The following is a 22304-nucleotide window of genomic DNA, read 5'->3' on the forward strand; positions in this document are numbered from 1 at the left end:
CCGCCGCCTCGCGGCCCGGCCCCGCGATCCGGTGCCAGGAGCGAGGCGGCGTGGTCGGGCACATAGGTCTGCAGATGCCTGGGCGGCCGCTCGTACCCGGTGGGCGCGGGACGGGGCGGCAGCCGAAGGTCCGGCAGCTGGACGTCGCCGTACGGCACGGTGGACAACAGGTGGGCGATCATGTTGATGCGGGCCGCGCGTTTGTCGTCGGCCTCGACGACGTACCAGGGGGCCTCGGGGATGTCGGTGCGCGCGAACATCTCGTCCTTGGCCTGGGAGTACGCCTCCCAGCGCGTGATGGACTCCAGGTCCATCGCCGAGATCTTCCAGCGCCGGGTGGGATCGTTCAGCCGTCTGCGGAACCGCTCCTCCTGCTCGGCGTCGCTCACCGAGAACCAGTACTTGCGCAGCAGGATCCCGTCCTCGGCCAGCATCCGTTCGAAGACCGGGCACTGGCGCAGGAAGCGCTGGTGCTCCTCCTCGGTGCAGAAACCCATGACGCGTTCGACGCCGGCCCGGTTGTACCAGCTGCGGTCGAAGAGCACGATCTCACCCGCGGCGGGAAGCCGCTCGACATAGCGCTGGAAGTACCACTGGGTGCGTTCCCGCTCCGTCGGGATTGGAAGGGCGGCGATCCGCGCGATACGCGGGTTCAGGCACTCGGTGACCCGCTTGATCGCGCCGCCCTTGCCGGCCGCGTCGCGCCCCTCGAAGACCACCACCAGCCGCCGCCCCTCGGCCCGCACCCACTCCTGGAGCCTCACCAGCTCGATCTGCAGTCGGCGCAGCTCCTGCTCGTACCGGGCCCGGGGCAGTCGGCCAAAGCCGCGGTCGCCCATGTGGCCAGTGTCGCACCGGGCAGGCCGCCACCACGCCCCGGGCTGACACCGCGCGGGGGCGGGGGCAGGGTGGAGACACGGCAGCACACGGAAGGGCGGTGGTCGTCGTGGGGCTGCCCTTGGTCGTCGGTGTCGGGGGTGACCCATGAGCCGGACACTGCCCGGATGGACCTGGGTGTACGAGGGCTACGACCCGGCCGAGGAGCGGCTGAGGGAGTCCCTGTGCACCCTCGGCAACGGCTACTTCGCGACACGGGGCGCCCTCCCGGAGTGCGCCGCGGACACCGTGCACAGCCCCGGTACCTACGTCGCCGGCTGTTACAACAGGCTGGAGTCGGAGGTGGCGGGCCGGCAGGTGGAGAACGAGGACCTGGTCAACCTGCCCAATTGGCTGCCGCTGCGTTTCCGGCCCGGGAACGAAGACACCGCCGACGCGCTCCCGACACCGTGGTTCTCGCCGGACACCCGCCCCCCGCTCGACCACCGGCTGACCCTTGATCTGCGCGCGGGCATCCTGGAGCGCACCGCGCGGTGCGTGGACGACGCCGGCCGGCACCTGGCCGTGCGGCAGCTGCGCCTCGTCCACATGGGCGACCCGCATCTGGCGGCGCTGCGGACCGAGTTCACCGCGGAGGACTGGTCGGGGCGGCTGGAGGTGGAGTCGACGCTGGACGGCGCGGTGGCCAACACCGGCGTCGCCCGGTACCGGCAGCTGGCCAACCGGCACCTGACCCATGTGCACACGGGCACCGCGCCCAGCGGTGACGTGGTCTGGCTGCGCTGTCGCACCAGCACCTCCGACATCCGCGTCGGCATGGCCGCCCGCACCACCACCGACGGCGACACCGGCATGGCCGCCACCCACAGGCCGGAACGCGCCTGCCTCCTGCTGTGGCCGGTCATGGAGCCGGGCCGGACGGTGACCGTCGACAAGTGCGTCGCCCTGCACACCTCCCGCGACCCGGCGATCAGCGATCCGCTGCATGCCGCCGTGGACCGCGTGGGCCGTGCGCCGGGCTTTACGGCACTCGCCGACGCCCACCGCGCGGCGTGGGAGCAGCTGTGGCGCGCGTGCGAGATGGACGTGGCCGGGGAAGCGGGGCGGATCCTGCGGCTGCATCTGTTCCATCTCCTGCAGACGCTCTCCCCGCACACTGCGGACCTGGACGTCGGGGTGCCCGCGCGTGGGCTGCACGGCGAGGCGTACCGGGGCCATGTGTTCTGGGACGAGTTGTTCGTCCTGCCGTTTATGAACCTCCACCTTCCTGAGGTCTCCCGGGCGCTACTGGTCTACCGTCATCGAAGGCTGGAGCAGGCCTGCTTCGCGGCCCGCGACGCAGGGCGGGCCGGCGCGATGTACCCGTGGCAGAGCGGCAGCGACGGCCGCGAGGAGACCCAGCGGCTGCATCTCAACCCGCGCTCGGGACGCTGGCTGCCCGATCACTCCCGGCTCCAGCACCATGTCGGCTCGGCGATCGCGTACAACGTCTGGCAGTACGGCGAGGCCACCGGCGACGCGGAGTTCATGCACACCAAGGGCGCCGAGATGCTGCTGCAGATCGCCCGGTTCTGGGCCGACGCGGCCACCTGGGACAGCGCACGGGGACGATACCGGATCCTCGGCGTGGTCGGCCCCGACGAGTATCACGACGCCTACCCCGGCGCCTTGCGCCCCGGCATCGACGACAACACGTACACCAACGTCACCGCCGCGTGGGTGCTCGCCCGCGCCCTCGGCCTGCTGCGCTCCCTGCCCGAGCCGCGCCGCCGGGACCTGTTCGAACGCACCGCGCTCGCGGACACGGAGCTCGACATCTGGCAGGACGTGTCCCGGAGGCTGCTGGTGCCCTGGCACCGCGGGATCGTCAGCCCCAGGCATCCAAACAGGCCGACGTGCTGATGCTCGGCTACCTCTTCGCGCCTGCTGAACTGCACCGCCTCTTCCGCCGGCTCGGCTACGAGCTGGACGACACCGACTGGGGGCGCACCGTCGACTACTACCTGCGCCGCACCAGCCACGGCTCCACTCTCAGCAGCCTCGTCCACGCCTGGGTCCTGCCCCGGGTGCGGCGGGCGGAGGCCTGGCGGTTCTGCCAGGAGGCGCTCACCGGAGACATCGCCGATCTGCAGGGCGGCACCACCGGGGAGGGCATTCACCTCGGCGCCCTGGCCGGCACCCTCGACCTCGTACAGCGCGGCCTGACCGGACTGGAGCCCCGGGGCGGAGCGCTGCGACTGGATCCCGTGCCGCTCCCTGAGCTGTCCCTCTTCGGACTGGCGATCCGCTACCGGGGCCACTGGGGGGTGCGTCTGCGGCTGAGCACCGGACAGCTGCGGATCACCGTACCGGCCTCCGACCGCGAACCGATCGACGTGGCACTGGCCGACCACACGGTCTCCGTGGCCCCGGGCGAGACCTGCCTGCTGCCCCTGCCACGCCAGTGACCACGCAGAGCAGACCCCATGCCCGACACGCCATGATGGGAGTACGAGGGCGCCCGCACACCAGAAGGGCGAGCCCGATGCCGCCGCACATGCAGACGGAATGTCGCGGTACGAACGCGGCTTCCCACCGCCTCGTACGTCGCTCCTCAGGCGCGGAGCGCACTACAGCGCCGAGGGCCGCCCGCTTCTCGTGGGCCCTGATTGCACGGTGCGCGGTTTCACACCGCTTCTCCGTGTCTGTTGTCGCCCTCGGTGCCGTTTCCATGACACCACCGCGCGGACCGGAGCGCCAGGGCCGACCGTTCCCTGCCCGAGGGCCGATCCGCCCATCCGCGTGAGCCCGGCCGGTGCCACCGTGGACACGGGGGTATCCGAAGGGACAAGCCCCGCAGGAAGGCGGTGGGGATGATGTCGCTCTCGCTGGTCGTGGGGGTCGACGGGTCGGAGTCGAGTCTGCAGGCGGTGGACTGGGCCGTCGACGAAGCGGCGCGCCACGGGCTGCCCCTGCGTCTCGTCCACGCCTCTCGTTGGGAGCGGTACGAGGGGGGCCTCCCCTTCTTCGACGCCGGCCGCCCGCCCTCCGGGGCGATAGTGGCCGAACACATCGCCACCTCCGCCACGGAACGCGCGACGCTGCGCAACCCGGACGTCAAGGCCTGCGGTGAAGCGCTGGCCGAAGACACCGTGACGGCGCTGCTGACGGAGAGCCGTGAGGCGTTCGCCGTGGTCACGGGCTCCCGCGGCAGGGGCGAGCTCGCCGGTTCGCTCCTGGGGTCGGTCAGCCTGGCGGTGGCGGCCCGTGCCATGTGTCCGGTGGTCGTGGTCCGTGGCGGGGAGTGGAACCGCGAGGGGGCCTTCGGGCGCGTCGTCCTCGCGGTCGGCGACCCCGCGGAGGGCTCGGCGGCGGCGCGGTTCGCCTTTCGTGAGGCTCGGGCGCGGAACGCCGAAGTGCAGGCCGTACGGACCTGGCTGTGTCCGGCGGAGCGGCACGCGGGCCAGACACTGTTCGCACACGAGGCCACCACTCTGCTCTACGAGGAGCAGGCGGCGAGCATCCTCGACGAGGTGCTGGACCAGGTCGAACGCCAACATCACGAGACCACGTGCCACCGCGAACTGGTCGAGGGACGCGCGCACCGGGTTCTGCTGGACATGTCGGAGCGCGCTGATCTGCTGGTGGTCGGAGCCCTCCGCCGCCCTGACCACACCGGTCTGCAGCTCGGCCGGGTCAGCCACGCCGTATTGCACCACTGCGCGTGTCCGGTCGCCGTCGTGCCACAGCGGCTGTGAGACAGCGGAGCGGACCGCACCGCTGAGCTCGCCGCCGAGCCGGCGCCGCCGCTGTCCCTGCTGGGGGAGGCCGAGGCCGAGGCGAGGGGCATCTGCGAAGAGGCCGCCCGCACCTGGCGAAACGAGGCCGAGATGCGTTCCCGACGAACCCGCGCTGGCCGCCTCCGCCTGGGGTGATCCCCTGGAACAGGCCAAACACGAGGGGTCGGACGGGCCGCCTCGACCACGCTCCACTCCGGACGCGCGCACACCGCAGGGGCCGACATCAGCTCCTCCGCCCTCGTCCCTTCCGTCTTCGCGCGCTCCCACGCCTCCAGGTGCGGGATCGGCACCCGGCCGGATGGATCGGCCTGGCCGGAGGACTTGCGCAGCAGATCCGCCTCGGACACGACACCGATCGGGTGGCCGGAGCCGTCCACGACCGGCACGGCGGTGACATCGTTTTCGGCGAGGAGCTCCACAATCTCCTTGAACGGCATCTCGCGTGGCGCCCGGACCACATTGCGGGTCATGAGCTCCCCGACCGTCCTGTGGTGCATGTCCCGACTCCCTTCGGACACTCGCTGTTCGGCCTGCCCTGTCCGCCACGCGGCGGAGCCGCGCATGGACACTGCCAGCGTGGCAACCCGCGGCCACCCCCACATGAGCCACTCGGCCCGCCATGAGGGCCATCGAGTCCCGGCGCGAGGACCTTCCGCCCATGTCGGTGCGCGCCGACCGTGAAACCCTGAACACAGGAAGACGGGCAGAGAGGCGGAGATGCCGATGCGTGCTCATGTCGGCGACCAACTGATTGTCGAAAGCCCGACTACCGGTGCGACCCGGCGCGACGGCGAGATAGTCGGAGTCCACCACGACGATGGGACCCCTCCGTACGATGTGCGCTGGTCGGATTCCGGACAGGTGTCCCTCGTGTTCCCCGGACCGGACGCCCATATTCACCACATCGCGAACCGCGCCGAAAAGGCACCCGGGGCCCTCACCCCCGAGGCAGCCGCAGAGGCGCGCGCGAGCGCGCGGCCGCTCTCCGACATGGCGGTGGCGGCACTGGCGCGCGATGCCGCGGCCGCCCCGTCGATGCACAACGCACAGCCCTGGCGGTTCCGGTACTTCCGCGGCAAGTGCCTCTTCCACATGATCGCGGACCTCGAGAGAGCCTTGCCGCACTCCGACGCAGACCTCCGCGCACTCCACCTGGGCTGTGGGGCCGCCCTGATGAACCTGCGGGTCGCGGCCGCTCACGCGGGCCGGCACCCGACGACCGAGCTCCTGCCCGATCCCGACGACCCCACACTGCTCGCCGCCGTATCACTGACCAGCTCCCTCGGCGACGAGGACGACCCCAGCGGCTTGTACCCGGCCGTCCACGCCCGGCACACCAGCCGGTCCCCCTTCGCCGAGACCGAGATACCGGAACCCGTGCGCACCACCCTCCGGGAGGCGGCCGGGGCGGAAGGCGTCTCGCTGTCCTTCGCCTCCGGATGGCATCTGCAGACAGTGCTGGACCTGGCCCTGGAGGCCGAGGCGCGCAACCTCACCGACCGCGGCAGCACCGAGGACCTGTCCCGCTGGTCCCAGCTCTCCGCCCAGACGCCACGGTCCGCCGTCGAAGGGGTACCACCGTATGCCTTCGGCCCCCGCCGACGCGGCGGCAGAGCCCCCGTACGGGACTTCGCGGGCGGCCAACCGGTCCCCGGTCGCGAAACCGCCGATTTCGAAAGCTCTCCTCAGCTGGCGCTGCTGGCCACCCCGCGCGACGGGCCGGAGGACTGGCTGCGCGCGGGCCAGGCCATGGAACGCGTCCTGCTGACCGCCACTCTCGAGGGACTGTCCAGCTCGTTCATCGCCCAAGCCCTCGAGTGGCCCGACCTGCGCTGGCCGCTGCGCGACCCCGTGGCAGGTTCAGGACACGTACACATGGTGCTGCGGCTCGGCTACGGCCCACCAGGCCCCAGAACGCCACGTCGCCCGACCCGCCACATACTCGACATCCTGTCCTGACCACGTCCGCGCCGGGTGTTCGGGGGCCGGGGCGCCGCGCACATGCCAGCGCGCCGATCTGTGGGTCGTGCTGAGCGTGCCGCTGCTCACCGTGGTGCGCCCGCCGCGAACGCCTCCGTGAAGCCGGATCAACTATGGCCGCGGCAGTGGGTGATCACTTCAGCCATTGTGTCGCACCTCGCGCCCCCGTCATCGGTCGTCCATTGACGGTCAACCTCTCCTCTCTATGGTCCCTTCTATGGCCTCTGAGCGCGGCCCCGCCGCCGGCCGGCGGCGGGTAAACACACCCTCAGGAGTGAGAGTGGAACGTCGTACCTTCCTGCGCGGAGCAGTCATCGGCACCTCGGCCGCGGCCTTCGGCGGCACCTTGATGCGCGGCGCCGCCTACGCGGCCCCTGCCCAGAACGGCCCCAGTCCCTATGGAGCGCCGGGCGCGGCCGACGCGAACGGCATCCAACTGCCCAACGGCTTCACCAGCAGAGTCATCGCCCGTTCCGGAAAGGTCGTCTCCGGCACCTCCTACACGTGGCACAACGCCCCTGACGGCGGCGCCTGCTTCGCCGACGGCACGGGCTGGATCTACGTCTCCAACTCGGAGGTCGGCACCGGCGGGGGCGCCGGCGCCGTCAAGTTCAACTCCTCCGGCACCATCACCGGTGCCTACCGCATCCTGTCCAACACGCGGAACAACTGCGCGGGCGGCGCCACCCCCTGGCGCACCTGGCTCTCCTGTGAAGAAGTCAGCCGCGGCTACGTCTACGAGACCGACCCCTGGGGCGTGAACGCCGCCACGCGCCGCAGCGCCATGGGCCAGTTCAAGCACGAAGCGGCAGCCGCCGACCCGGTACGCAAGGTGATCTACCTGACCGAGGACGAGCCGGACGGCTGCCTCTACCGGTTCGCCCCGACCACCTGGGGCGACCTCTCCTCCGGCACGCTACAGGTGCTGGTCGCCGGCACCGGCACCTCCGGGTCGTTCAGCTGGGCAAACGTGCCCGACCCCGACGGCTCTCCCACCTACACCCGCGACCAGGTCTCGGGCGCCAAGATCTTCAACGGCGGGGAGGGCTGCCACTACGCCGGCGACACCGTCTGGTTCACCACCAAGGGCGACAACCGCGTCTGGCAGCTCAACCTGACCAGCAGCACCTACGAGCTGGCCTACGACGACTCCCTGGTCAGCCCCGGCTCCGCCCCGCTGACCGGCGTGGACAATATCACCGGCTCCTCCTTCGGAGACCTGTTCGTCGCCGAGGACGGCGGCAACATGGAGATCTGCATCATTACTCCGGACGACATCGTCGCGCCGTTCCTGCGGATCAACGGCCAGTCCGGCTCGGAGATCACCGGCCCGGCCTTCTCCCCGGACGGCACCCGGCTGTACTTCTCCAGCCAGCGCGGCACGAGCGGCAGTTCCTCGGACGGCATCACCTACGAGGTGACCGGACCCTTCCGTAGCTGACGGGAGCGGGGCGAGGAGCGGCGCAGGGTCCGGGGACCGTCCGCCGCTCCGTTTCCCGGCTGTGGCCCCGTCAGGCCGCCGCGGGTTGCGCCCGGGGAGCGGGCGCCGCAACGAGGCGGCCGGTGCGGTGCAACCCGTACAGCGCGGCGGCGCACGCCAGGCCCAGCGTCAGCAGCGCGCACCACGGCAGTGCGGACATCCCCGCCGCGCGGGCGGCGTCCAGCGCGGCGCCGGTGAGCAGGTTGCCGAGGGTGATGCCGACCCCGCAGATGGTGTTGTACAGCCCGTAGTGAGTGGCGACGAGCCGGTCCCCCGAGAGCCGGACGATGGTGTCCATCTCGAACGGGTAGGCGATCATCGTCCCCAGGGCGAGCAACAGCGCCGAGAGCGCGGGCGGAACGGCCGCGAGCAGCCAGCGGCCCACGCCACCCGCCGGCTCGGGTACGGCGCTCGCCAGCAGCAGCGGCACGAACGCCACGCCCATGGTGAACAGCCCCCAGGTCAGCGCCCGGCCCGGCGCCATCCGCGCCCTGTACCAGGCCGTGACCTTCGTCTGCCCGAGGATGGTGCTCAGGCCCGAGACGGCGAACAGCAGCGCCACCGCCGCCGTCCCGGCCTCACCCTGGCCGCCGAGGCGGCGCACCTCAAGCGGCAGGGCCAGGTAGACCTGGAACGACAGGACGTACGAGCCGATCATGGCGGCGGAGAAGAGCAGGAACGGCCGGTTGGCGACCACGTCCCGCCACTGCGACAAAACGCTCTCGCGCGCAGCGCCCCGGCCGTCCTTGGAGTCGTCGGCGCGGCGGGGCGGCAGCGCGCGGATCTGGACGACGCTGAGGAGGGCGAAGACCGCGGCGGCCGTGAGGCAGGTGACGCGGAAGTCGATGCCGGTCAGCACCATGCCCACCAGCGGACCGAGCAGGATACCGGCCTGGTAGAAGACATTGAACAGCGCGAACGCCTCCACCCGGCGCTCCCCCGCGTCCGCCGCGAGGTACGCCCGTACGGCCGGGTTGAACAGCGCCCCGGCGAGCCCGGTGGCCGCCGATGCGGCGAGCAGCGCGGGCAGGGAGTCCACGAGCCCGAGGGCCGCGAATCCGGCGGTGCGCAGCACGCATCCGGCGACGATCAGTGGTTTGTAGCCGAACCGGTCGGCCAGGGTGCCACCGACCAGGAACATGCCCTGCTGGCTGAAGTTGCGCACCCCCAGGATCAGCCCGACCAGCCACCCGGCCAGTCCGAGGGTGCCGGACAGATGGGCGGCCAGATAGGGCATGAGCATGTAGAAGCCCAGGTTGATGGTGAACTGGTTCACCATCAACAGCCGGACGCTGCGCTCGTACGAACGCACCTGCGTGAACAACGACGTCACCGGCCCTCCTCCTCGTCGGTGTCCTGGGTGGCGCCGTGCGGGGAGAGGGGGTCGACCACGGTGGCGCACCGGGTCCAGCGGAGCGCCTCCTTCTCCTCGAGGTGGCCGATCACCTCCGGTTCGGGTGCCGGGGGTGAGTCGAGCAGGCCGTGGGCGGCGCAGTAGTCGTCGTCGTAGACCGTCCCGAGGTAGCGCTGCGGGCCGTCGGGGAAGATCGCCACGATCCGGGTGTCCGCGGGGCTGGTCCGGGCGAGCCAGCCGGCCACCAGGGCGACCGCCCCGACGCTCCATCCGCCGGTGGCGTAGTGGGACGCGGCCAGCTGACGGCAGGTCCACACCGCCTCCGCCGGGGCCACCCAGTGCACTTCGGAGAACTGGTCGTAGGCCACATTGCGGGGGTAGATGCTGGATCCCAGTCCGCGCATGAGGCGGGGCCTGGCGGGCTGGCCGAAGATCGTCGAGCCGGTGGTGTCGACCCCGATGACCTTCAGCCCGGGGTGCAGCTGCCGCAGGACCCGGGAGACGCCCGCCGAGTGGCCACCGGTGCCGACACTGCACACCAGCGCGTCGATGTGGCCGAGTTCGGAGGCCAGTTCAAGCGCGAGTGGGGTGTAGGCCGCGACGTTGTCGGGGTTGTTGTACTGGTCCGGACACCATGAGCCGGGGTGCTGGTCCCGCAGGCGCTGGACGCGGTCGCGGCGGGCCTGCTGCCAGCCGCCGGTGGGGTGGGGTTCGGAGACGACATTGACCTGGGCCCCGTACGCGGTCAGCAGCCGGGTCATGGACAGCTCCAGGCCGGGGTCGGTGACCAGGGTGACCGGGTGGCCGTAGACCATGCCGGCCAGGGCGAGCCCCAGTCCCAGGGTGCCGCTGGTGGACTCGATGATCCGGCCGCCGGGCCGCAGATCGCCACGGGCCCTGGCCCGTTCGACCATGTGCAGCCCGGGGCGGTCCTTGATGCCGCCGGGGTTGAAGCCCTCCAGCTTGGCCCAGAAGCCGCGGCCGGCCGGGGCGAGGGGCTCGGACACCCGCAGCAGGGGGGTGTTGCCGACCAGCCCGGAGATGGCGGATCTGGCGGTGGGAGTACCGGTATCGGTAGTGGTCGAGGAGTGCATCTTCGCGCCTTCTTCGAGAGCGTGAAAAGGTGTCAGGTCGTCGTTGGCCGCGTCACGTCCGGGACCGCGGCGTGCCGCCCCGTTCCGGGGCTCGCTCGCGTACGGCGGAATGACGGCGGTGGCGGGCATGGCCTAAATGCGCCACCGGCAGACGACGGTGAGTCTGGAAGCCCCGGACAGCGCCCTGCTGACTCGTTCCTCCCGGCCCCGCACCGCCGCTAGGAAGGGCGCCGTGGCCGGTGTCGGAACCACGCCGGCGGTCGGGGCCAGATCGCGGGACGGCGCCGGAGACCGCGGCGTGGACAGGCCGGTGAGGCCGAGTGGAGCGCAGGAACCGGCGCCGTGCACCGTCTCAGCGGTATCCGGACGTGTGGACGTCGCGGCTGCCGCTGGTGGCCCGGAGGCGGTCTGTGCCTGGGCGCGAGGGTGGTCCGGCTCCTGGTGCGGGCCGGCGCAGTCGAGAGCGGTCAGCAGCAACCCGCATAACAGGAGGGCGATAACACGGCGATACCACGGCGAGTCCGGTGAGAGGGCACGGCGAACGTGGGGGTGGAGCGGCAACAGTTCCTCCGCGTGGGGCACCGCCCCCGCCCCGCGGGCGGAAGTGGGCAGTGAGCAGGAGTGGGCAAGGGGTGGCAGCGCCTCGGACATCCCTGGATCGGCGCTCTTGAGCGGCGCGTTACGAGAGGTCGGGGCGGTGTGAATCGGCGGCGCCGGGCCAGGTGGGCGCATACGAGGGCCCACCCCGACCGGTCGGCGGCGCGGCGGAGCCTAGATCTGCAGCACCGCGCAGACAGCGGAGTCCCTGAACGGGCACCCGGCCGAAGACGACGGGGCCGGGCCGACCGCCTCGATCGGCGCCGCCAAAGGCGTCGACTGTCGGCCGAGCGACGCCGGGCAGGGAGCCACCGCTCCGGAACCGTGCTGTGGCTGGGCGATCAGACACTCGTGTGCCGGGTGGGGAGAGCCGTGGCCGCCGTCGCGGTGGTCCCGCACCACAAGACCGCCATCAGGAGCCTTCTCGGCTGCGACCGGTGCCGTCACGGCATGGCCCTGGCCTACGGAAACACCCAGGTTCTCCATGGCGGAGGAGAGGTGCCTCGTCACGGCTTCCGGGCTCACACCGTGTGCGTACACCAGCCCGAACAGGAGCGCGGCCACCCACAGCAGGCGCAGCGCGCGCCCGGAGGGGCGGGACCGCGGCATAGCGGAGAGCGACCGAGCCGTAACCATGCCGTGACCTTAGCACCGTTGCGGGAGTGTCAGAGAAACACCCCAGAAATATCGCGCCAACTTGTCCGCGCAGCAAACGGAATCACTCAGGTGCGGCTGACGCAGACCATCCGGAGCACGCCAGAACCGCGACACGGAGGGGACGCCCTCGCTGGGCGGATCGCCGAACGAGCAAGGGAGGGGCAGGAGTTCAGGACCGCCATCCCCAGGGCGGAAAGTCCGAGCAGCAGCGCCCACAGGAACTGCGGCTCGATGCGAGCCGGACCGTCACACAGATGCGCCGGGGACTCACAACAGCCGCTGAATCCGGCGGACACGCGATGACCAGGAGGCTGAATCCCGCTCCAGGAGTCCACGGACTTCCCGGCAGCACCGAGCTGTCGGCCGGACACCGGACCGTGGTGGCCACCGGGGGCGTGAAGCGCGCAGACGAGCACATGGGCCACGGCGAACAACGCCATACCCAGAAGCAACCCCGCCGACGAGCCACGCCTTCCCGGCTCTTTCACCGCACCCCGGAACATGGTGCCGATAGTAGCCAAATGAGCAAGATACGCATGCATTACTCACTTTCGAGTGAGTCGCACACAGACTCCGATCGCCCCGGCGACCGCCACGGCCGCACACGTCCTACCCTGACGTGGTAGACAACGTTGCGGAGCCGCCCGCGTCCTGCGGCCGGGCGGATATCTGTACTTCTACGAGCACATCCGGTCGGCACGGCCCGGCCTGGTCAGGCGGCAGCGGATCGCCAACGTGGTGTGGCCACTGCTGGGTGGCGGCTGCCACCTGACCCGGAACACCGAAGCGGCCATCATCGCCGCCGGATTCACGATCGAGCGTGCGCGGCACTTCGATTTCCTCATCAACGGCCGCACCACACCAAGCTCTCCGTGCGTCATCGGCGTCGCCCGTAAGCGTCGCACGTAAGTGTCGTCCGTAGGAGCGTCGTCGGCGCTCAGGCCCGATAGGCCACCAGCGCCATCATCCCGGACTCGCCGTGGTAGGCGTTGTGGCAGTGCAGCATCCACTGACCGGGGTTGTCGGCATCGAAGACGACCGACAGCTTCTTCTTCGGCAGCACGATCGCGGTGTCCTTGCGAGGGCCGACCTTCCCGAGCTGGTAGGTGTGGCCGTGCAGATGCATCGGATGCCACATCTGCGTGCTGTTGACGAAGTCCAGCCGGACCCGCTGACCCTCCTCGACCGTGATCGGGTCGGCCGTCGGGTTGCGCATGTCGTACGCCTTGCCGTTGATGGCCCAGTTGTACTTGGCCATACCGCCGGTCAGCTCGATGCGGTGCACCCGGTCGGCCTTCTTCGAGGGCAGCCAGACATCGTCCACCGCGCGGAGCTGGGACGCCGCCACGATCATGCCGTTCAGCTCCTTCGGCCGTACGGTCGCCTTCGGCGCACGGCCGGTGCCGGTACGCACCAGGGCCATGCCGGTCGCGTTCTTGCCCTCGGCGAGCGCGACGAGTGGGAAGACGCCGTCTGCGAGCGTGACCAGAACGTCGTAGCGCTCCCCCATGCCGACCAGCAGAGCGTCGACCCGTTGATGCTCGACGGGAAAGCCGTCGGTGTGGGTGATGGTCAGCTTGTGGCCGCCGAGCGCGACACGGTAGGCGGTGTCGCCGCCCGCATTGATGATCCGGAGGCGAATTCGCTTGCCGGGCTTGCCCTCGTACACGTCCGGATCGGCCGGGACACGCCCGTTGATCAGGTGGTACGGGTACTTCACATCACCGGCGTCACCGCCGAGCAGATCGCTCTCGGCACCCATCAGCATGAACTTCATCGGCATGCCGTCACCGGAGGCGGACGGCGAGGCGCTGCCTCCCATGTCCATGCCGTCCACCCCATCCATGCCGTCCATGTCGTGGCCGCCGGAGGAGCCGGACGAGCTGCCGGAGCCGCCCATGTGCATCCCGCTCATCCCCTGCTTCACCTCGGCGAAGACCTCGTCGGGCGTGCCGGTGACACCGTCGACCCAGTCGTCCAGGACGATGACCCACTCGTCGTCGTACGCCAGCGGCTCCCTCGGGTCCTCGACGATCAGCGGGGCGTACAGGCCGCGGTCGAGCTGGACGCCGACGTGCGGGTGGAAGAAGTACGTGCCCGGGGCGTCGGCGATGAAGCGGTAGGTGAAATTGGCTCCGGCCCGCACGGCGGCCTGGGTGACCGGGGGAACGCCGTCCATGTCGTTGCGCAGGGCGATGCCGTGCCAGTGGATCGACGTCGTGGTCTTGTTCGGCAGTTGGTTGGACAGTTCGGCGGCCACGGTGTCGCCCGCCGACACCCGGAGCTCCTTGCCGGGGGTACGGCCGGAGAAGGCCCAGCTCTTAGCCGTGACGCCACCGCCGAGGTCCAGCGTGGCGGGTGCGGCGGTCAGGGTGAGCCTGTGCACCTTGCCGGTGCTCGTGCGCTTCTTCTCGACGGCGGCGACAGCCGAGCCGGACGGCCCGACCAGGGCGGGGGCGCTCCCGGAGCCGCCGCCGGAGGTGCTGCAGCCGGCGAGCGCGCCCGCACTCGCGACACCGAGCCCGGCCAGCAGGACGGATCGGCGGTTGATGCTGTGCATGGTGATGGTGTCCTCTTCTCGACACGCCTTCAGTTCGGTCGCATGCGGGCACGGCACTTCGCCCACCGGGGGGGAAGCGAAGTTGCCGCGGGAGCGGCCTACAGGAGCAGACGAGAGAGGACGGAAAGGTCGGGCGGCGCGCGGCTCACCGTCCCGGGGACGGCGCGTCCGGCCGGGGTGTCGTATGTGTCGGTATCGCGGCCGGCATGGAGTTCGGCGGGCGGGGCGATTTTGACCACGTCGACACCTGCGGCCGAGCAGTGCTGCATGGCCACGCCCGAACAAGGGCCGGTGTCACCCGCCACCGGAGCGACAGTCCGCACAGCGCTGTCGTGGTCCATCGCGTCCATCGACACCGTCATCGCGGACGCGTGGTCCATGCCCGGCATCCCACTCATGGCGGCCGTATGCACCGGGCTGGAAGCGACTGCGGCCGTCTCGTGATGGACGAGCACCACGAACACGGCGAACAGCGCGATGACGGCAGCCCGCGTCCAGCGGACGGCGCCACCGCGGGCGCATATCCGCCGGGTTCCGGCTGTTGTCATCGCTTCCATCCGTGCCGTCGGTGAGGGGCCGCCGCCAATATACCCGGTGGGGGTAAAGGATCCTACAACCTCCTAAGTCACTACGTACTAAGGGCATACGTAATTTAAGGACGGTTGGGAGGGGCGATGACGGAGATGCCGGCACTGAGCTCGTCCGTGGCGGCGGTCGCCGCCCTGGTGAGCATCGTCAGCCTGGTCCGGGTGGTGACCACCAGCGGCGAGAACCGCTTCGCGGCGGGGGCGATCTGCTGATGGGCGGGTGCATGGCCGTCATGACCCTCCCCGCGACGATGGCCTGGTAGGCGGAGTCGGCAGCGCCGGAATGAACCGGCAGCGCCCGACCGGCCGGGAGGGGGGTCGGGGCCGCAGTTGGGCCCGCTGGCTGCTCGCCATGCCGGACACGATTGTGGTGTTCCTGGCGTCGCTCACCCTCGCGCTATGGGACAGGACCCGGGTGGCGGAGCGGGGAGGCCACGGCCGTCGGCGCAGGCTCGGCGCGACGCCGGACGCGGCGCCGGCCGCTCACATCGGCATGGGCAGCACCATGTCCGCCATGTTGCTGATGATGGTGGCGTGATCCACCAAGGCCGCAGGCCCGCCCTCAGTGCACATGAGGCCTCCCGGTCAGCTGCGGCTTGCCGCGCGGCACGAGCAGCAGGGTGACCGGCAGGCTCACAGCAGCCACCGTCGCGCTGAGCGTGAAGGCATCCGTGAAACCGCCGATCGCACCGTGCTCGATGCCGGACGCGGCGACCGTGGACATCACAGCTACCCCGACCGAGCCACCCACCTCATGGAAGGTGTTGACGACCCCCGAAGCCAGCCCTGCCTCCTCGTGGGTGACCATGGCGAGCGCGGTGGTGGTGGCCGTGACGAAGACCGCGCCGATACCGAGCGAGGCGACGGCCAGGCCGGGCAGCAGCTCCGCGTACACACTGCCGTCGGCCCCCAGCCAGGTCAGCGGCAGGGTCCCGGCCGCAGCGACCGCCATGCCCGCCGTGGCCGTCACACGGCTGCCGATCCGGCCCACGAGCCGCGATCCGAGGTGGGCACCGACGCCCGCGGCCACGGCCACCGGAAGGAACACCAGCCCGGTCCGCAGCGGGCTGAATCCACGCACGTGCTGCAGGTAGACGGAGCCGAGGAAGAAGAACGCGATCAGCAGCGCGGTGGCAACGAGCATCAGGAACGACCCCGCGACCACCGGACGCCTGGTGAACATCCGCAGGTCCATCAGCGGGGCCCGGCCGACGCGTTCGACGCCGACGAAAGCCGCGTACAGGACGAGGGCCCCGAGCAGCGGCAGTACGGCGGTGGCATCGCCCCAGCCCGCGCCCCCCGCCCTCACCAAGCCGTAGATGAGCGATGCGGTGCCCGCGGTGACCAGTACGGCACCGGGCAGATCGAGCCGGACGGGCTGGGGCGACCGGCGCGGGAGCAGCGCGGGCAGGGTGGCGAGGGCGAAGACGCCGACGGGGACATTGAGGTAGAAGACCCATTCCCAGCCGGGCCCGTCGGTCAACGCACCGCCGAGCAGAACACCGACCGCCGAGCCGGTGCCACCGACCGCGGCCCACATCCCCAGGGCCTTGTTCCGCTCCTCACCCTGGAAGCTGGTGGTGACCATCGACAGGGCCGACGGAGACAGGAGCGCGGCGCCGATGCCCTGGAAGATCCGCCCGCCAAGCAGCATGGACGCTCCCGTGGCGAGTCCGGTGACCAGGGATGCGGCGGTGAACACCGCCAGCCCGGCGAGCACCGTCCGGTGGGCGCCGAGCGCGTCGGCGAGGCGACCGCCGAGCAGCATGAACCCGCCGAAGCAGAGCGTGTAGGCGGTGACGACCCAGGTGAGCGTCTCGCGACCGAGGTCGAGGTCGGCGGCCATGTCGGGGAGAGCGACGTTCACGACGGTGACGTCGAGGATGAGCATGAACTGGGCCAGGCAGAGCAGAGCCAGCATCAGCCAGCGGCGCGGCTCGGCCGCCTCGTGCTGCTGGGCGGCATGCTCCGCGTGGGCGGTGTGATGTGGATGGCTCATGACGATTCCTCCGTAGGAGCTGTGCGCGTAAAAGGCGTGCCAACCGGCCGGCAGTCCCACCCAAACGCCTGAACTGTACGGCACAGTTCAGATGTACTCAACCGTTCAGTTCACATCCCGGTAGACTCGTTCCATGAGCGACGAGACGGCCAGGGCACCCGCGAAGCAGCCGCCCAGTGGGCCACGCGCCGAAGCCAAGCGGCAGGCCATCGTGAAGACCGCCCGCGAACTGTTTCTCCGCGAGGGCTTCGACGTGAGCGTCGACCTGATCGCCGCGGAGGCAGGTGTGTCCAAGGTGACCGTCTACAACCACTTCGGCAGCAAAGAAGCCCTGTTCATCGGAGTCATCAAGGACTCCCTGGACGCGCCGCTCGGCGACGACCTGGTCACGGCGATCGACCGGCTGGCCGACTCGGACGACCTGCGGGAGGCTCTGGTCACCATGGCCCGGGCCTGGGTGAACGGCATCTCGGCCGACCCGGACATCGTCGCTCTGCGGAACATGGTCGCCCGCGAGCTGCACCGTTTCCCTGAACTCGGCACCGCATGGCATCAATCCGGCCCGGAGCGCCACCACCCCGCTGTAGCGGCAGCGCTCCGGAGACTGGACGAGGAGGGCCGACTCGACATCCCCGACATCGAGGTGGCCATCCTGCAGCTGTACTCGCTCCTGGTCTTCCCGTACCTCGTCTTCAGCGTCTACGGCGCCGACATCGACGAGGGCCTCACCGACCGCCTCATCACCAGCGGCGTCGACATGTTCCTCGGACACTACGCGCCGCACCTCATGCAGCCATAGCCCGACGCCGGTTCCGCCGAAGACTCACGATCTTCGTGATTTCAACGGATAATCACTGGCATGGGCATGCTCGTGGCCGTCTCATGCACAGCGCTGCCTCCTTACCAAAATCTCCGAAACGCCCCGAAGGGTCGATGATGAAGGATATCTTCAAAATCTTGGAGAGCCAGGTCGAAGAAAACGCCAGGAAGGCAGTCGAAAGCTATGCGACCGCACTCCCTGAATATCGGGCGGCGCGGGGAGACGGACGGCTTTACACGGCCATGCTGGATTTCGCGGTTTTCATCCGGCGCCGCGCCATCGATCTCGCCCAGGAGAATCATCCCCTCTCGGACGACGACATTTCTTTCATCACCTCGATCGGACAGCACCGCGGCGTGAAGAGGTTCTCCATGACATCGCAGCAGAACGTGCTCACCTTGCACACCAGCCTCATGTTGCGGGAGATCAGCGAAGCGCCCTCCTCCCATGACATGGAGGGGTTGCTGCGCATGGTCAACTGGTTTTCCTCGCAGGCCGGAGTGGCTCGTGGCGCCTACGTTCTGGGATACGAGGAAGGGCGCTCCCGAGTGTGGTCCGTGGTGGCACGCGTTCAGTTGTGCGCCCGGAAATTGCTGGCCGACGAGCCGGCAGCGCCCAAACTCGCCCGCGATCTGGACCTTCCCGTTCCGAACCGTTACGCCGTCACCGTACTGAGGATTCCGGTTCCCCCTCCGCTGTCGCGGAATGAATCGCGCTCCGCCACAGTCGAGTCGCTCCTGGCACGTCATCGCGTACCGATGCTCTGGCAACGGCCGGAGGAGTTCGTGGCGCTGGTCCCGGTCGACGACACCGACCCTGATGGGGCCGACCGTCGCGTGCTCTCCCTCTCCCAGGATGTCGCGGCGGCGATCGAACGGCCCTGTGCCGTCGGCACCGCCACCGGGCGCGTTTCGGCGCTGGCGAAGACGGCGGAGACGGCCCGGCTGGTCAGCGAGGCGGCGCCGGTGATGGCCGTACCGCAGCACGCCTACACAACGGCCGATGTCTTCCTCGAATTGGGACTGGCACAACAGCCGCGACTCGACGGCTGGTTACGCGATCTCACCAGACGCCTGGCGGACGGTCCCGACCTCGTCGCGACACTGGACGCCTATTACCGTGCCGACATGAACCGGCTGCGCACCGCGGCCTCGCTGCACGTCCATCCCCGGACCCTCGACTACCGCCTCCGGCGCGTAAGCGACCTGATAGGTGTGGATCCCAATACCACCCGCGGCGTACGCCTCCTCAGTACGGCTGTGGCCCGGATGCGTGCCGGTGCCTGGGATTGAGCGCGACATAGGGATCTCGCGCAAGGAAACTCCGTTGAGCGCAAGCGACGTGGAAGGTCACTCGATCCCAACGGAGCTTCGTCGCCCTGGCTACTGGCAGGTCAGGGCGGACGCCTTGTCGTTGTATTCCTTGGGCAGGCCGTCGGCGTAGAAGCCCGGGAACATATCCCAGAGTTTGTCGACGGCCCCGTAGTCGTTGAACGCGACGGCGAAGTACTTGGTGTTGTTTGCCCAGGACGAGGCCCTGTCGTTCCAGCCGCGGTCCTTCAGGTTGAATATCAGTTTTTGGCCGCAGAGGTTTTCGGGGACCGCCAGCAGCATGGCGCCACCGTACTGGTCGTGCTCCCACAGGCAGATGCTGGCGGCCGGGCATGCCTCACGTCCCGCGGCCGAAGCGCCCACCTTCAGCGTGACCCCGTCGTTCCAAGTGATGCTGCCCTTGCCGCTCTGGACGGCATCCGGCTGCTTGGCCAGGATGGAGTTGATCTGCCTTTGCGTCGCGTCCGACGTGGCGGCGTCAGCGGCACCAGTGCCGCCCATCAACATCAATCCCGCCACGGCCGTGGCAAGTAAGGCGGCCAGTCTTCGGCTCATGCCCACTCCTCAAATGATTTTGTGCGGACTTTTTCCATTCCCATTAAGCTGCACGGCACTCCGGGCACACAAGAGATCCCGGTACGGTTTACTCACTATGACAAATGCGCGATGGTTTACCCACCACGGTTTATGAGAAATGCGGAATTGGCTCGGGCGCATCGGCGACCCGCGCCCCTGCCCGCCCGTGGCCAGGGGCAACCAACCCTCTCTGCGCAGTGCGCTTCGTCCGCGGCCATGGCCACTCCGGCCACACGGACTTCCCTAACTCCCGTTACGCTGGCACGGTTTGATCACAGACTCGCACGAGCGCACAGGACGCACGGGACGCATCCGGACAACAGCACGGACGGGGGACGCACATGGGGAGTGACGCCGTATGGCCGGAATGAAGCTCTATTCACTCGAATCCAACGATCCGCGGCGGCTCGGCCCCTACCGGCTACTGCGGCGGATCGCCACCGGCGGCATGGGCCGCATCTATCTCGCCCGGCAGGAGGCCCCCGGCACCCCAGCCAGCGCCGCGGGGCCCACCGGGACCGTGATGGACCACGGGCTCGTCGCGGTCAAGACGCTCCTCGCCGAGGGGTTCGTGAGCAGGCCGGACCGGGAGCGGTTCGCCCGTGAGGTGGAGCTGGCGGGGCGAGTCAACAGCGCGTACACCGCCACGGTGCTCGACGCCAACGCGAAGGCGGAGCGCCCATGGCTCGCCATCGAGTTCATACCGGCGCCCAGCCTGGCCGAACTCGTCGTCGACGCCGGGGCGTTGCCCGTCGACGCGGTGCGCTGGGTAGCGGCCGGGGCCGCGCGGGCGCTGGTCGAGCTGCACCGCCTGGAGGTCGTCCACCGGGACATCAAACCCCTGAACATACTGCTGCCCCAGGACGGCCCCCGCCTCATCGACTTCGGCATCTCGCACGCCCACGACCACACCAGCTCGACGACGACCATCGGCACCTTCGCGTTCACATCGCCGGAGCAGGCGTGCGGTAAGAAGTCCACCGCCGCCTCCGACATGTACTCCCTGGGCGCCACGCTCTTCTTCCTCGCGGTCGGCCGCCCGCCGTACGAGCAGACCGACCACTCCATCGGGATGCTCGCCCTCGTCCAGCGCGGCGAACTCGACACGAGCGGGCTGCCGCCGGAACTGGAACCGCTGATCCTTCCCTTGCTGGAGGTCGACCCCGGGAGGCGTCCCGCCCCGTCCGACGTGCTGCGGGACGTCCTCGCCGGCCTCGGCCAGGTGACGGCGGACCGGGGCGCCGAGCGGTGGCTGCCGCAGGCGTGGACCGCGCTGATCGAGGAGTACGCGGAGCAGGGGCGCCAACTGCGCGACGGAACAGTGAACTTCGACGCGGCCGAAGCGCCGACTCAGATGAAGGCCGAGGGCGCCCCGGAGGGCCCGGACGAGGCGATCAGCGAGATGCGCGAGCAACTGGAGGCTTTGCGCAAGCAGCGGGACGCCTTGGTGCGGGCGCAGGCCGAGGAGCAGGCGGAGGCAAAGACACGGGAGCTCGCGCGCCAGGAAGAGGAGGAGCGCAGGCTCAGGGAACAGGCCCGGAAGGAAGAGGCAGAACGCAGGGAGCGGAAGCGCAAGGAACAGGAGAGGAAAGAGAAGGAACAGAAGGAGCGCGAGCGCAAGGAACGCGAACGGAAGGAACGTGAGCGGAAGGAGAGTCAGCGCAGGGAACGCGAACGCATAGCGCGCGAGAAGACCGAGACCTCCGCCAGGAACAAGAGCGCCGGCACGACATCGACGCCCAAGGCCCCGCCGAAGTCCGGGGCGGCCAAGCCACCCACCAAGGCGTCGGGTTCCTCGGAAGGTTTGGGCGGCCTGCTCGTGGTCGCGATCATCATCGGAGTCCTGATCTGGCAGCCCTGGGAAAAGAAGGACGACGACACCCCGAAGAGCAGCCCCACCTCAAGCGTCACCTTGTCCAGCAGCGGCGGCACCAGCGGCCTCGGCGGCGACAGCGACACCGACACCGACAGCGGGACCGACACCGACAGCTCCTCCAGCTCGTCGAGCGGCGGCTCCTATGACACCGAGCCCGAACCCGAACCGGAGACCAGCTCCCCCGAGCCCGAGCCCGACCCCACCGAAGAAGCTTTCAAGGCCGTCTCGTACGGGGACTGCCTGGACGTCGTCGACACCGGTTACGGCGGCCTCACCAAGTACGACTGGAGCGAGGAAGAGCCGAACACGACGTCCTGCGGCTACGGAACGCGCGTGAAAGTCACCGGCACCACCGACGACTGCGCGTCCGGCGTGGGCAAGGCCACCTGGTCGTACTACTCGACCAGCAGCGGCGAGCGGACCGCGCTCTGCCTCACCGGCCAGTACCACCAGGGTGACTGCCTGCTCGCCAAGCACGAAGGCAACAACATCAGCAGCATCGCGATGCTGTCCTCCCCGAACTGCACGGACCGGAGGGTTCCCGCCGCGTACAACGAGATCCTGGTCGTCACGGACATCTACCGGGCGACGTCGGGCGCCAGCACCGAGGCCTGCCGCCACGGGCAGTACGACGCCAACACGTACTGGTCCACGAAGGTGGACGACGGCGCGACGCTGCTGTGTCTGAAGGCGTACGACTGACCCCGGTGCGGCGACAGACCCGAAGACGTGAGGGTCTCGCAGTCGGTGAGCAGGGCGGCCTCGCTCAGCGCCCGC

The 22304-nt window shown here is 69.8% G+C and carries 16 protein-coding genes and 4 pseudogenes; 11 read left to right on the forward strand and 9 right to left on the reverse strand.

Annotation, left to right across the window (positions count from 1 at the left end; translation table 11 throughout):
• Positions 1–38: 38 nt before the first annotated feature.
• Positions 39–839, reverse strand: a pseudogene (gene ppk2, locus ACWY4P_RS03510) (polyphosphate kinase 2); the annotation flags it as partial.
• Positions 840–984: 145 nt separating this feature from the next.
• Here ppk2 and ACWY4P_RS03515 point away from each other — a divergent pair.
• A pseudogene (locus tag ACWY4P_RS03515) lies at positions 985–3284 on the forward strand (glycoside hydrolase family 65 protein).
• Positions 3285–3692: 408 nt separating this feature from the next.
• Positions 3693–4574: a universal stress protein gene (locus ACWY4P_RS03520; RefSeq protein ID WP_456212796.1), complete on the forward strand. Its 882-nt coding sequence runs from the start codon at positions 3693–3695 to the stop codon at positions 4572–4574.
• A gap of 209 nt (positions 4575–4783) precedes the next feature.
• On the opposite strand, the pseudogene ACWY4P_RS03525 reads toward ACWY4P_RS03520, so the two are convergent.
• Positions 4784–5113, reverse strand: a pseudogene (locus ACWY4P_RS03525) (CBS domain-containing protein); the annotation flags it as partial.
• A 226-nt stretch (positions 5114–5339) separates the two neighbouring features.
• Here ACWY4P_RS03525 and ACWY4P_RS03530 point away from each other — a divergent pair.
• The 3 genes and pseudogenes from ACWY4P_RS03530 to ACWY4P_RS03540 form a co-directional block, all read left to right on the forward strand.
• A pseudogene (locus ACWY4P_RS03530) lies at positions 5340–5453 on the forward strand (DUF1918 domain-containing protein); the annotation flags it as partial.
• A 153-nt stretch (positions 5454–5606) separates the two neighbouring features.
• A complete protein-coding gene (locus ACWY4P_RS03535) occupies positions 5607–6575 on the forward strand; it encodes an Acg family FMN-binding oxidoreductase (protein ID WP_456212797.1) in 969 nt (322 codons plus the stop codon).
• A gap of 301 nt (positions 6576–6876) precedes the next feature.
• Positions 6877–8037 carry an alkaline phosphatase PhoX gene (locus ACWY4P_RS03540; RefSeq protein ID WP_456208617.1) on the forward strand — a complete coding sequence of 387 codons (1161 nt, stop codon included), beginning with the start codon at positions 6877–6879 and terminating at the stop codon, positions 8035–8037.
• A 70-nt stretch (positions 8038–8107) separates the two neighbouring features.
• Here ACWY4P_RS03540 and ACWY4P_RS03545 read toward each other — a convergent pair whose 3' ends face one another.
• The 3 genes from ACWY4P_RS03545 to ACWY4P_RS03555 form a co-directional block, all read right to left on the reverse strand.
• On the reverse strand, positions 8108–9409 hold the full coding sequence (locus ACWY4P_RS03545) for an MFS transporter (RefSeq protein WP_456208618.1): 1302 nt from the start codon (positions 9407–9409) through the stop codon (positions 8108–8110).
• Positions 9406–10524, reverse strand: a complete 1119-nt coding sequence (locus ACWY4P_RS03550) for a PLP-dependent cysteine synthase family protein (protein WP_456208619.1) — start codon at positions 10522–10524, stop codon at positions 9406–9408. Before ACWY4P_RS03550 ends, ACWY4P_RS03545 begins: the two co-directional genes overlap by 4 nt.
• Before the next feature lie 771 nt (positions 10525–11295).
• Positions 11296–11757: a hypothetical protein gene (locus tag ACWY4P_RS03555; RefSeq protein WP_456208620.1), complete on the reverse strand. Its 462-nt coding sequence runs from the start codon at positions 11755–11757 to the stop codon at positions 11296–11298.
• A gap of 756 nt (positions 11758–12513) precedes the next feature.
• On the opposite strand from ACWY4P_RS03555, the gene ACWY4P_RS03560 reads away from it, so the two are divergent.
• Positions 12514–12687, forward strand: a complete 174-nt coding sequence (locus ACWY4P_RS03560) for a hypothetical protein (protein ID WP_456208621.1) — start codon at positions 12514–12516, stop codon at positions 12685–12687.
• A 28-nt stretch (positions 12688–12715) separates the two neighbouring features.
• Here ACWY4P_RS03560 and ACWY4P_RS03565 read toward each other — a convergent pair whose 3' ends face one another.
• Both ACWY4P_RS03565 and ACWY4P_RS03570 read right to left on the reverse strand, forming a co-directional pair.
• Positions 12716–14338: a multicopper oxidase family protein gene (locus ACWY4P_RS03565; RefSeq protein WP_456208622.1), complete on the reverse strand. Its 1623-nt coding sequence runs from the start codon at positions 14336–14338 to the stop codon at positions 12716–12718.
• A 98-nt stretch (positions 14339–14436) separates the two neighbouring features.
• Positions 14437–14886 (reverse strand): hypothetical protein, encoded by a 450-nt coding sequence (locus ACWY4P_RS03570; RefSeq protein ID WP_456208623.1) that lies wholly within the window; start codon positions 14884–14886, stop codon positions 14437–14439.
• Between the two features lie 126 nt (positions 14887–15012).
• On the opposite strand from ACWY4P_RS03570, the gene ACWY4P_RS03575 reads away from it, so the two are divergent.
• Together ACWY4P_RS03575 and ACWY4P_RS03580 are read left to right on the forward strand one after the other, a co-directional pair.
• On the forward strand, positions 15013–15138 hold the full coding sequence (locus tag ACWY4P_RS03575) for a hypothetical protein (RefSeq protein ID WP_456208624.1): 126 nt from the start codon (positions 15013–15015) through the stop codon (positions 15136–15138).
• 139 nt (positions 15139–15277) lie between these two features.
• On the forward strand, positions 15278–15463 hold the full coding sequence (locus ACWY4P_RS03580; RefSeq protein ID WP_456208625.1) for a hypothetical protein: 186 nt from the start codon (positions 15278–15280) through the stop codon (positions 15461–15463).
• Positions 15464–15487: 24 nt separating this feature from the next.
• Here the strand turns inward: ACWY4P_RS03580 and ACWY4P_RS03585 are convergent, their stop codons facing one another.
• A complete protein-coding gene (locus tag ACWY4P_RS03585; protein ID WP_456208626.1) occupies positions 15488–16924 on the reverse strand; it encodes an MFS transporter in 1437 nt (478 codons plus the stop codon).
• Between the two features lie 133 nt (positions 16925–17057).
• Here ACWY4P_RS03585 and ACWY4P_RS03590 point away from each other — a divergent pair, with 133 nt between their 5' ends.
• Positions 17058–17723 carry a TetR/AcrR family transcriptional regulator gene (locus ACWY4P_RS03590; protein ID WP_456208627.1) on the forward strand — a complete coding sequence of 222 codons (666 nt, stop codon included), beginning with the start codon at positions 17058–17060 and terminating at the stop codon, positions 17721–17723.
• Positions 17724–17857: 134 nt separating this feature from the next.
• On the forward strand, positions 17858–19036 hold the full coding sequence (locus ACWY4P_RS03595) for a PucR family transcriptional regulator (RefSeq protein WP_456208628.1): 1179 nt from the start codon (positions 17858–17860) through the stop codon (positions 19034–19036).
• A gap of 90 nt (positions 19037–19126) precedes the next feature.
• On the opposite strand, the gene ACWY4P_RS03600 is transcribed toward ACWY4P_RS03595, so the two are convergent.
• A complete protein-coding gene (locus ACWY4P_RS03600) occupies positions 19127–19630 on the reverse strand; it encodes a peptidase inhibitor family I36 protein (protein WP_456208629.1) in 504 nt (167 codons plus the stop codon).
• A 379-nt stretch (positions 19631–20009) separates the two neighbouring features.
• On the opposite strand from ACWY4P_RS03600, the gene ACWY4P_RS03605 reads away from it, so the two are divergent.
• Positions 20010–22229 carry a protein kinase domain-containing protein gene (locus tag ACWY4P_RS03605; protein ID WP_456208630.1) on the forward strand — a complete coding sequence of 740 codons (2220 nt, stop codon included), beginning with the start codon at positions 20010–20012 and terminating at the stop codon, positions 22227–22229.
• The last annotated feature ends 75 nt before the right edge of the window (positions 22230–22304 follow it).

The organism is Streptomyces sp. LZ34, from assembly GCF_053890475.1.

Bases quoted from the DNA above. Each gene is read 5' to 3' on its own strand.
- ACWY4P_RS03590 (WP_456208627.1), top strand. From the start codon at position 17,058: ATGAGCGACGAGACGGCCAGGGCACCCGCGAAGCAGCCGCCCAGTGGG.
- ACWY4P_RS03555 (WP_456208620.1), bottom strand. From the start codon at position 11,757: ATGGTTACGGCTCGGTCGCTCTCCGCTATGCCGCGGTCCCGCCCCTCC.
- ACWY4P_RS03595 (WP_456208628.1), top strand. From the start codon at position 17,858: ATGATGAAGGATATCTTCAAAATCTTGGAGAGCCAGGTCGAAGAAAAC.
- ACWY4P_RS03570 (WP_456208623.1), bottom strand. From the start codon at position 14,886: ATGACAACAGCCGGAACCCGGCGGATATGCGCCCGCGGTGGCGCCGTC.
- ACWY4P_RS03585 (WP_456208626.1), bottom strand. From the start codon at position 16,924: ATGAGCCATCCACATCACACCGCCCACGCGGAGCATGCCGCCCAGCAG.
- ACWY4P_RS03605 (WP_456208630.1), top strand. From the start codon at position 20,010: ATGGCCGGAATGAAGCTCTATTCACTCGAATCCAACGATCCGCGGCGG.
- ACWY4P_RS03600 (WP_456208629.1), bottom strand. From the start codon at position 19,630: ATGAGCCGAAGACTGGCCGCCTTACTTGCCACGGCCGTGGCGGGATTG.
- ACWY4P_RS03520 (WP_456212796.1), top strand. From the start codon at position 3,693: ATGTCGCTCTCGCTGGTCGTGGGGGTCGACGGGTCGGAGTCGAGTCTG.
- ACWY4P_RS03565 (WP_456208622.1), bottom strand. From the start codon at position 14,338: ATGCACAGCATCAACCGCCGATCCGTCCTGCTGGCCGGGCTCGGTGTC.
- ACWY4P_RS03575 (WP_456208624.1), top strand. From the start codon at position 15,013: ATGACGGAGATGCCGGCACTGAGCTCGTCCGTGGCGGCGGTCGCCGCC.
- ACWY4P_RS03580 (WP_456208625.1), top strand. From the start codon at position 15,278: ATGCCGGACACGATTGTGGTGTTCCTGGCGTCGCTCACCCTCGCGCTA.
- ACWY4P_RS03550 (WP_456208619.1), bottom strand. From the start codon at position 10,524: ATGCACTCCTCGACCACTACCGATACCGGTACTCCCACCGCCAGATCC.
- ACWY4P_RS03535 (WP_456212797.1), top strand. From the start codon at position 5,607: ATGGCGGTGGCGGCACTGGCGCGCGATGCCGCGGCCGCCCCGTCGATG.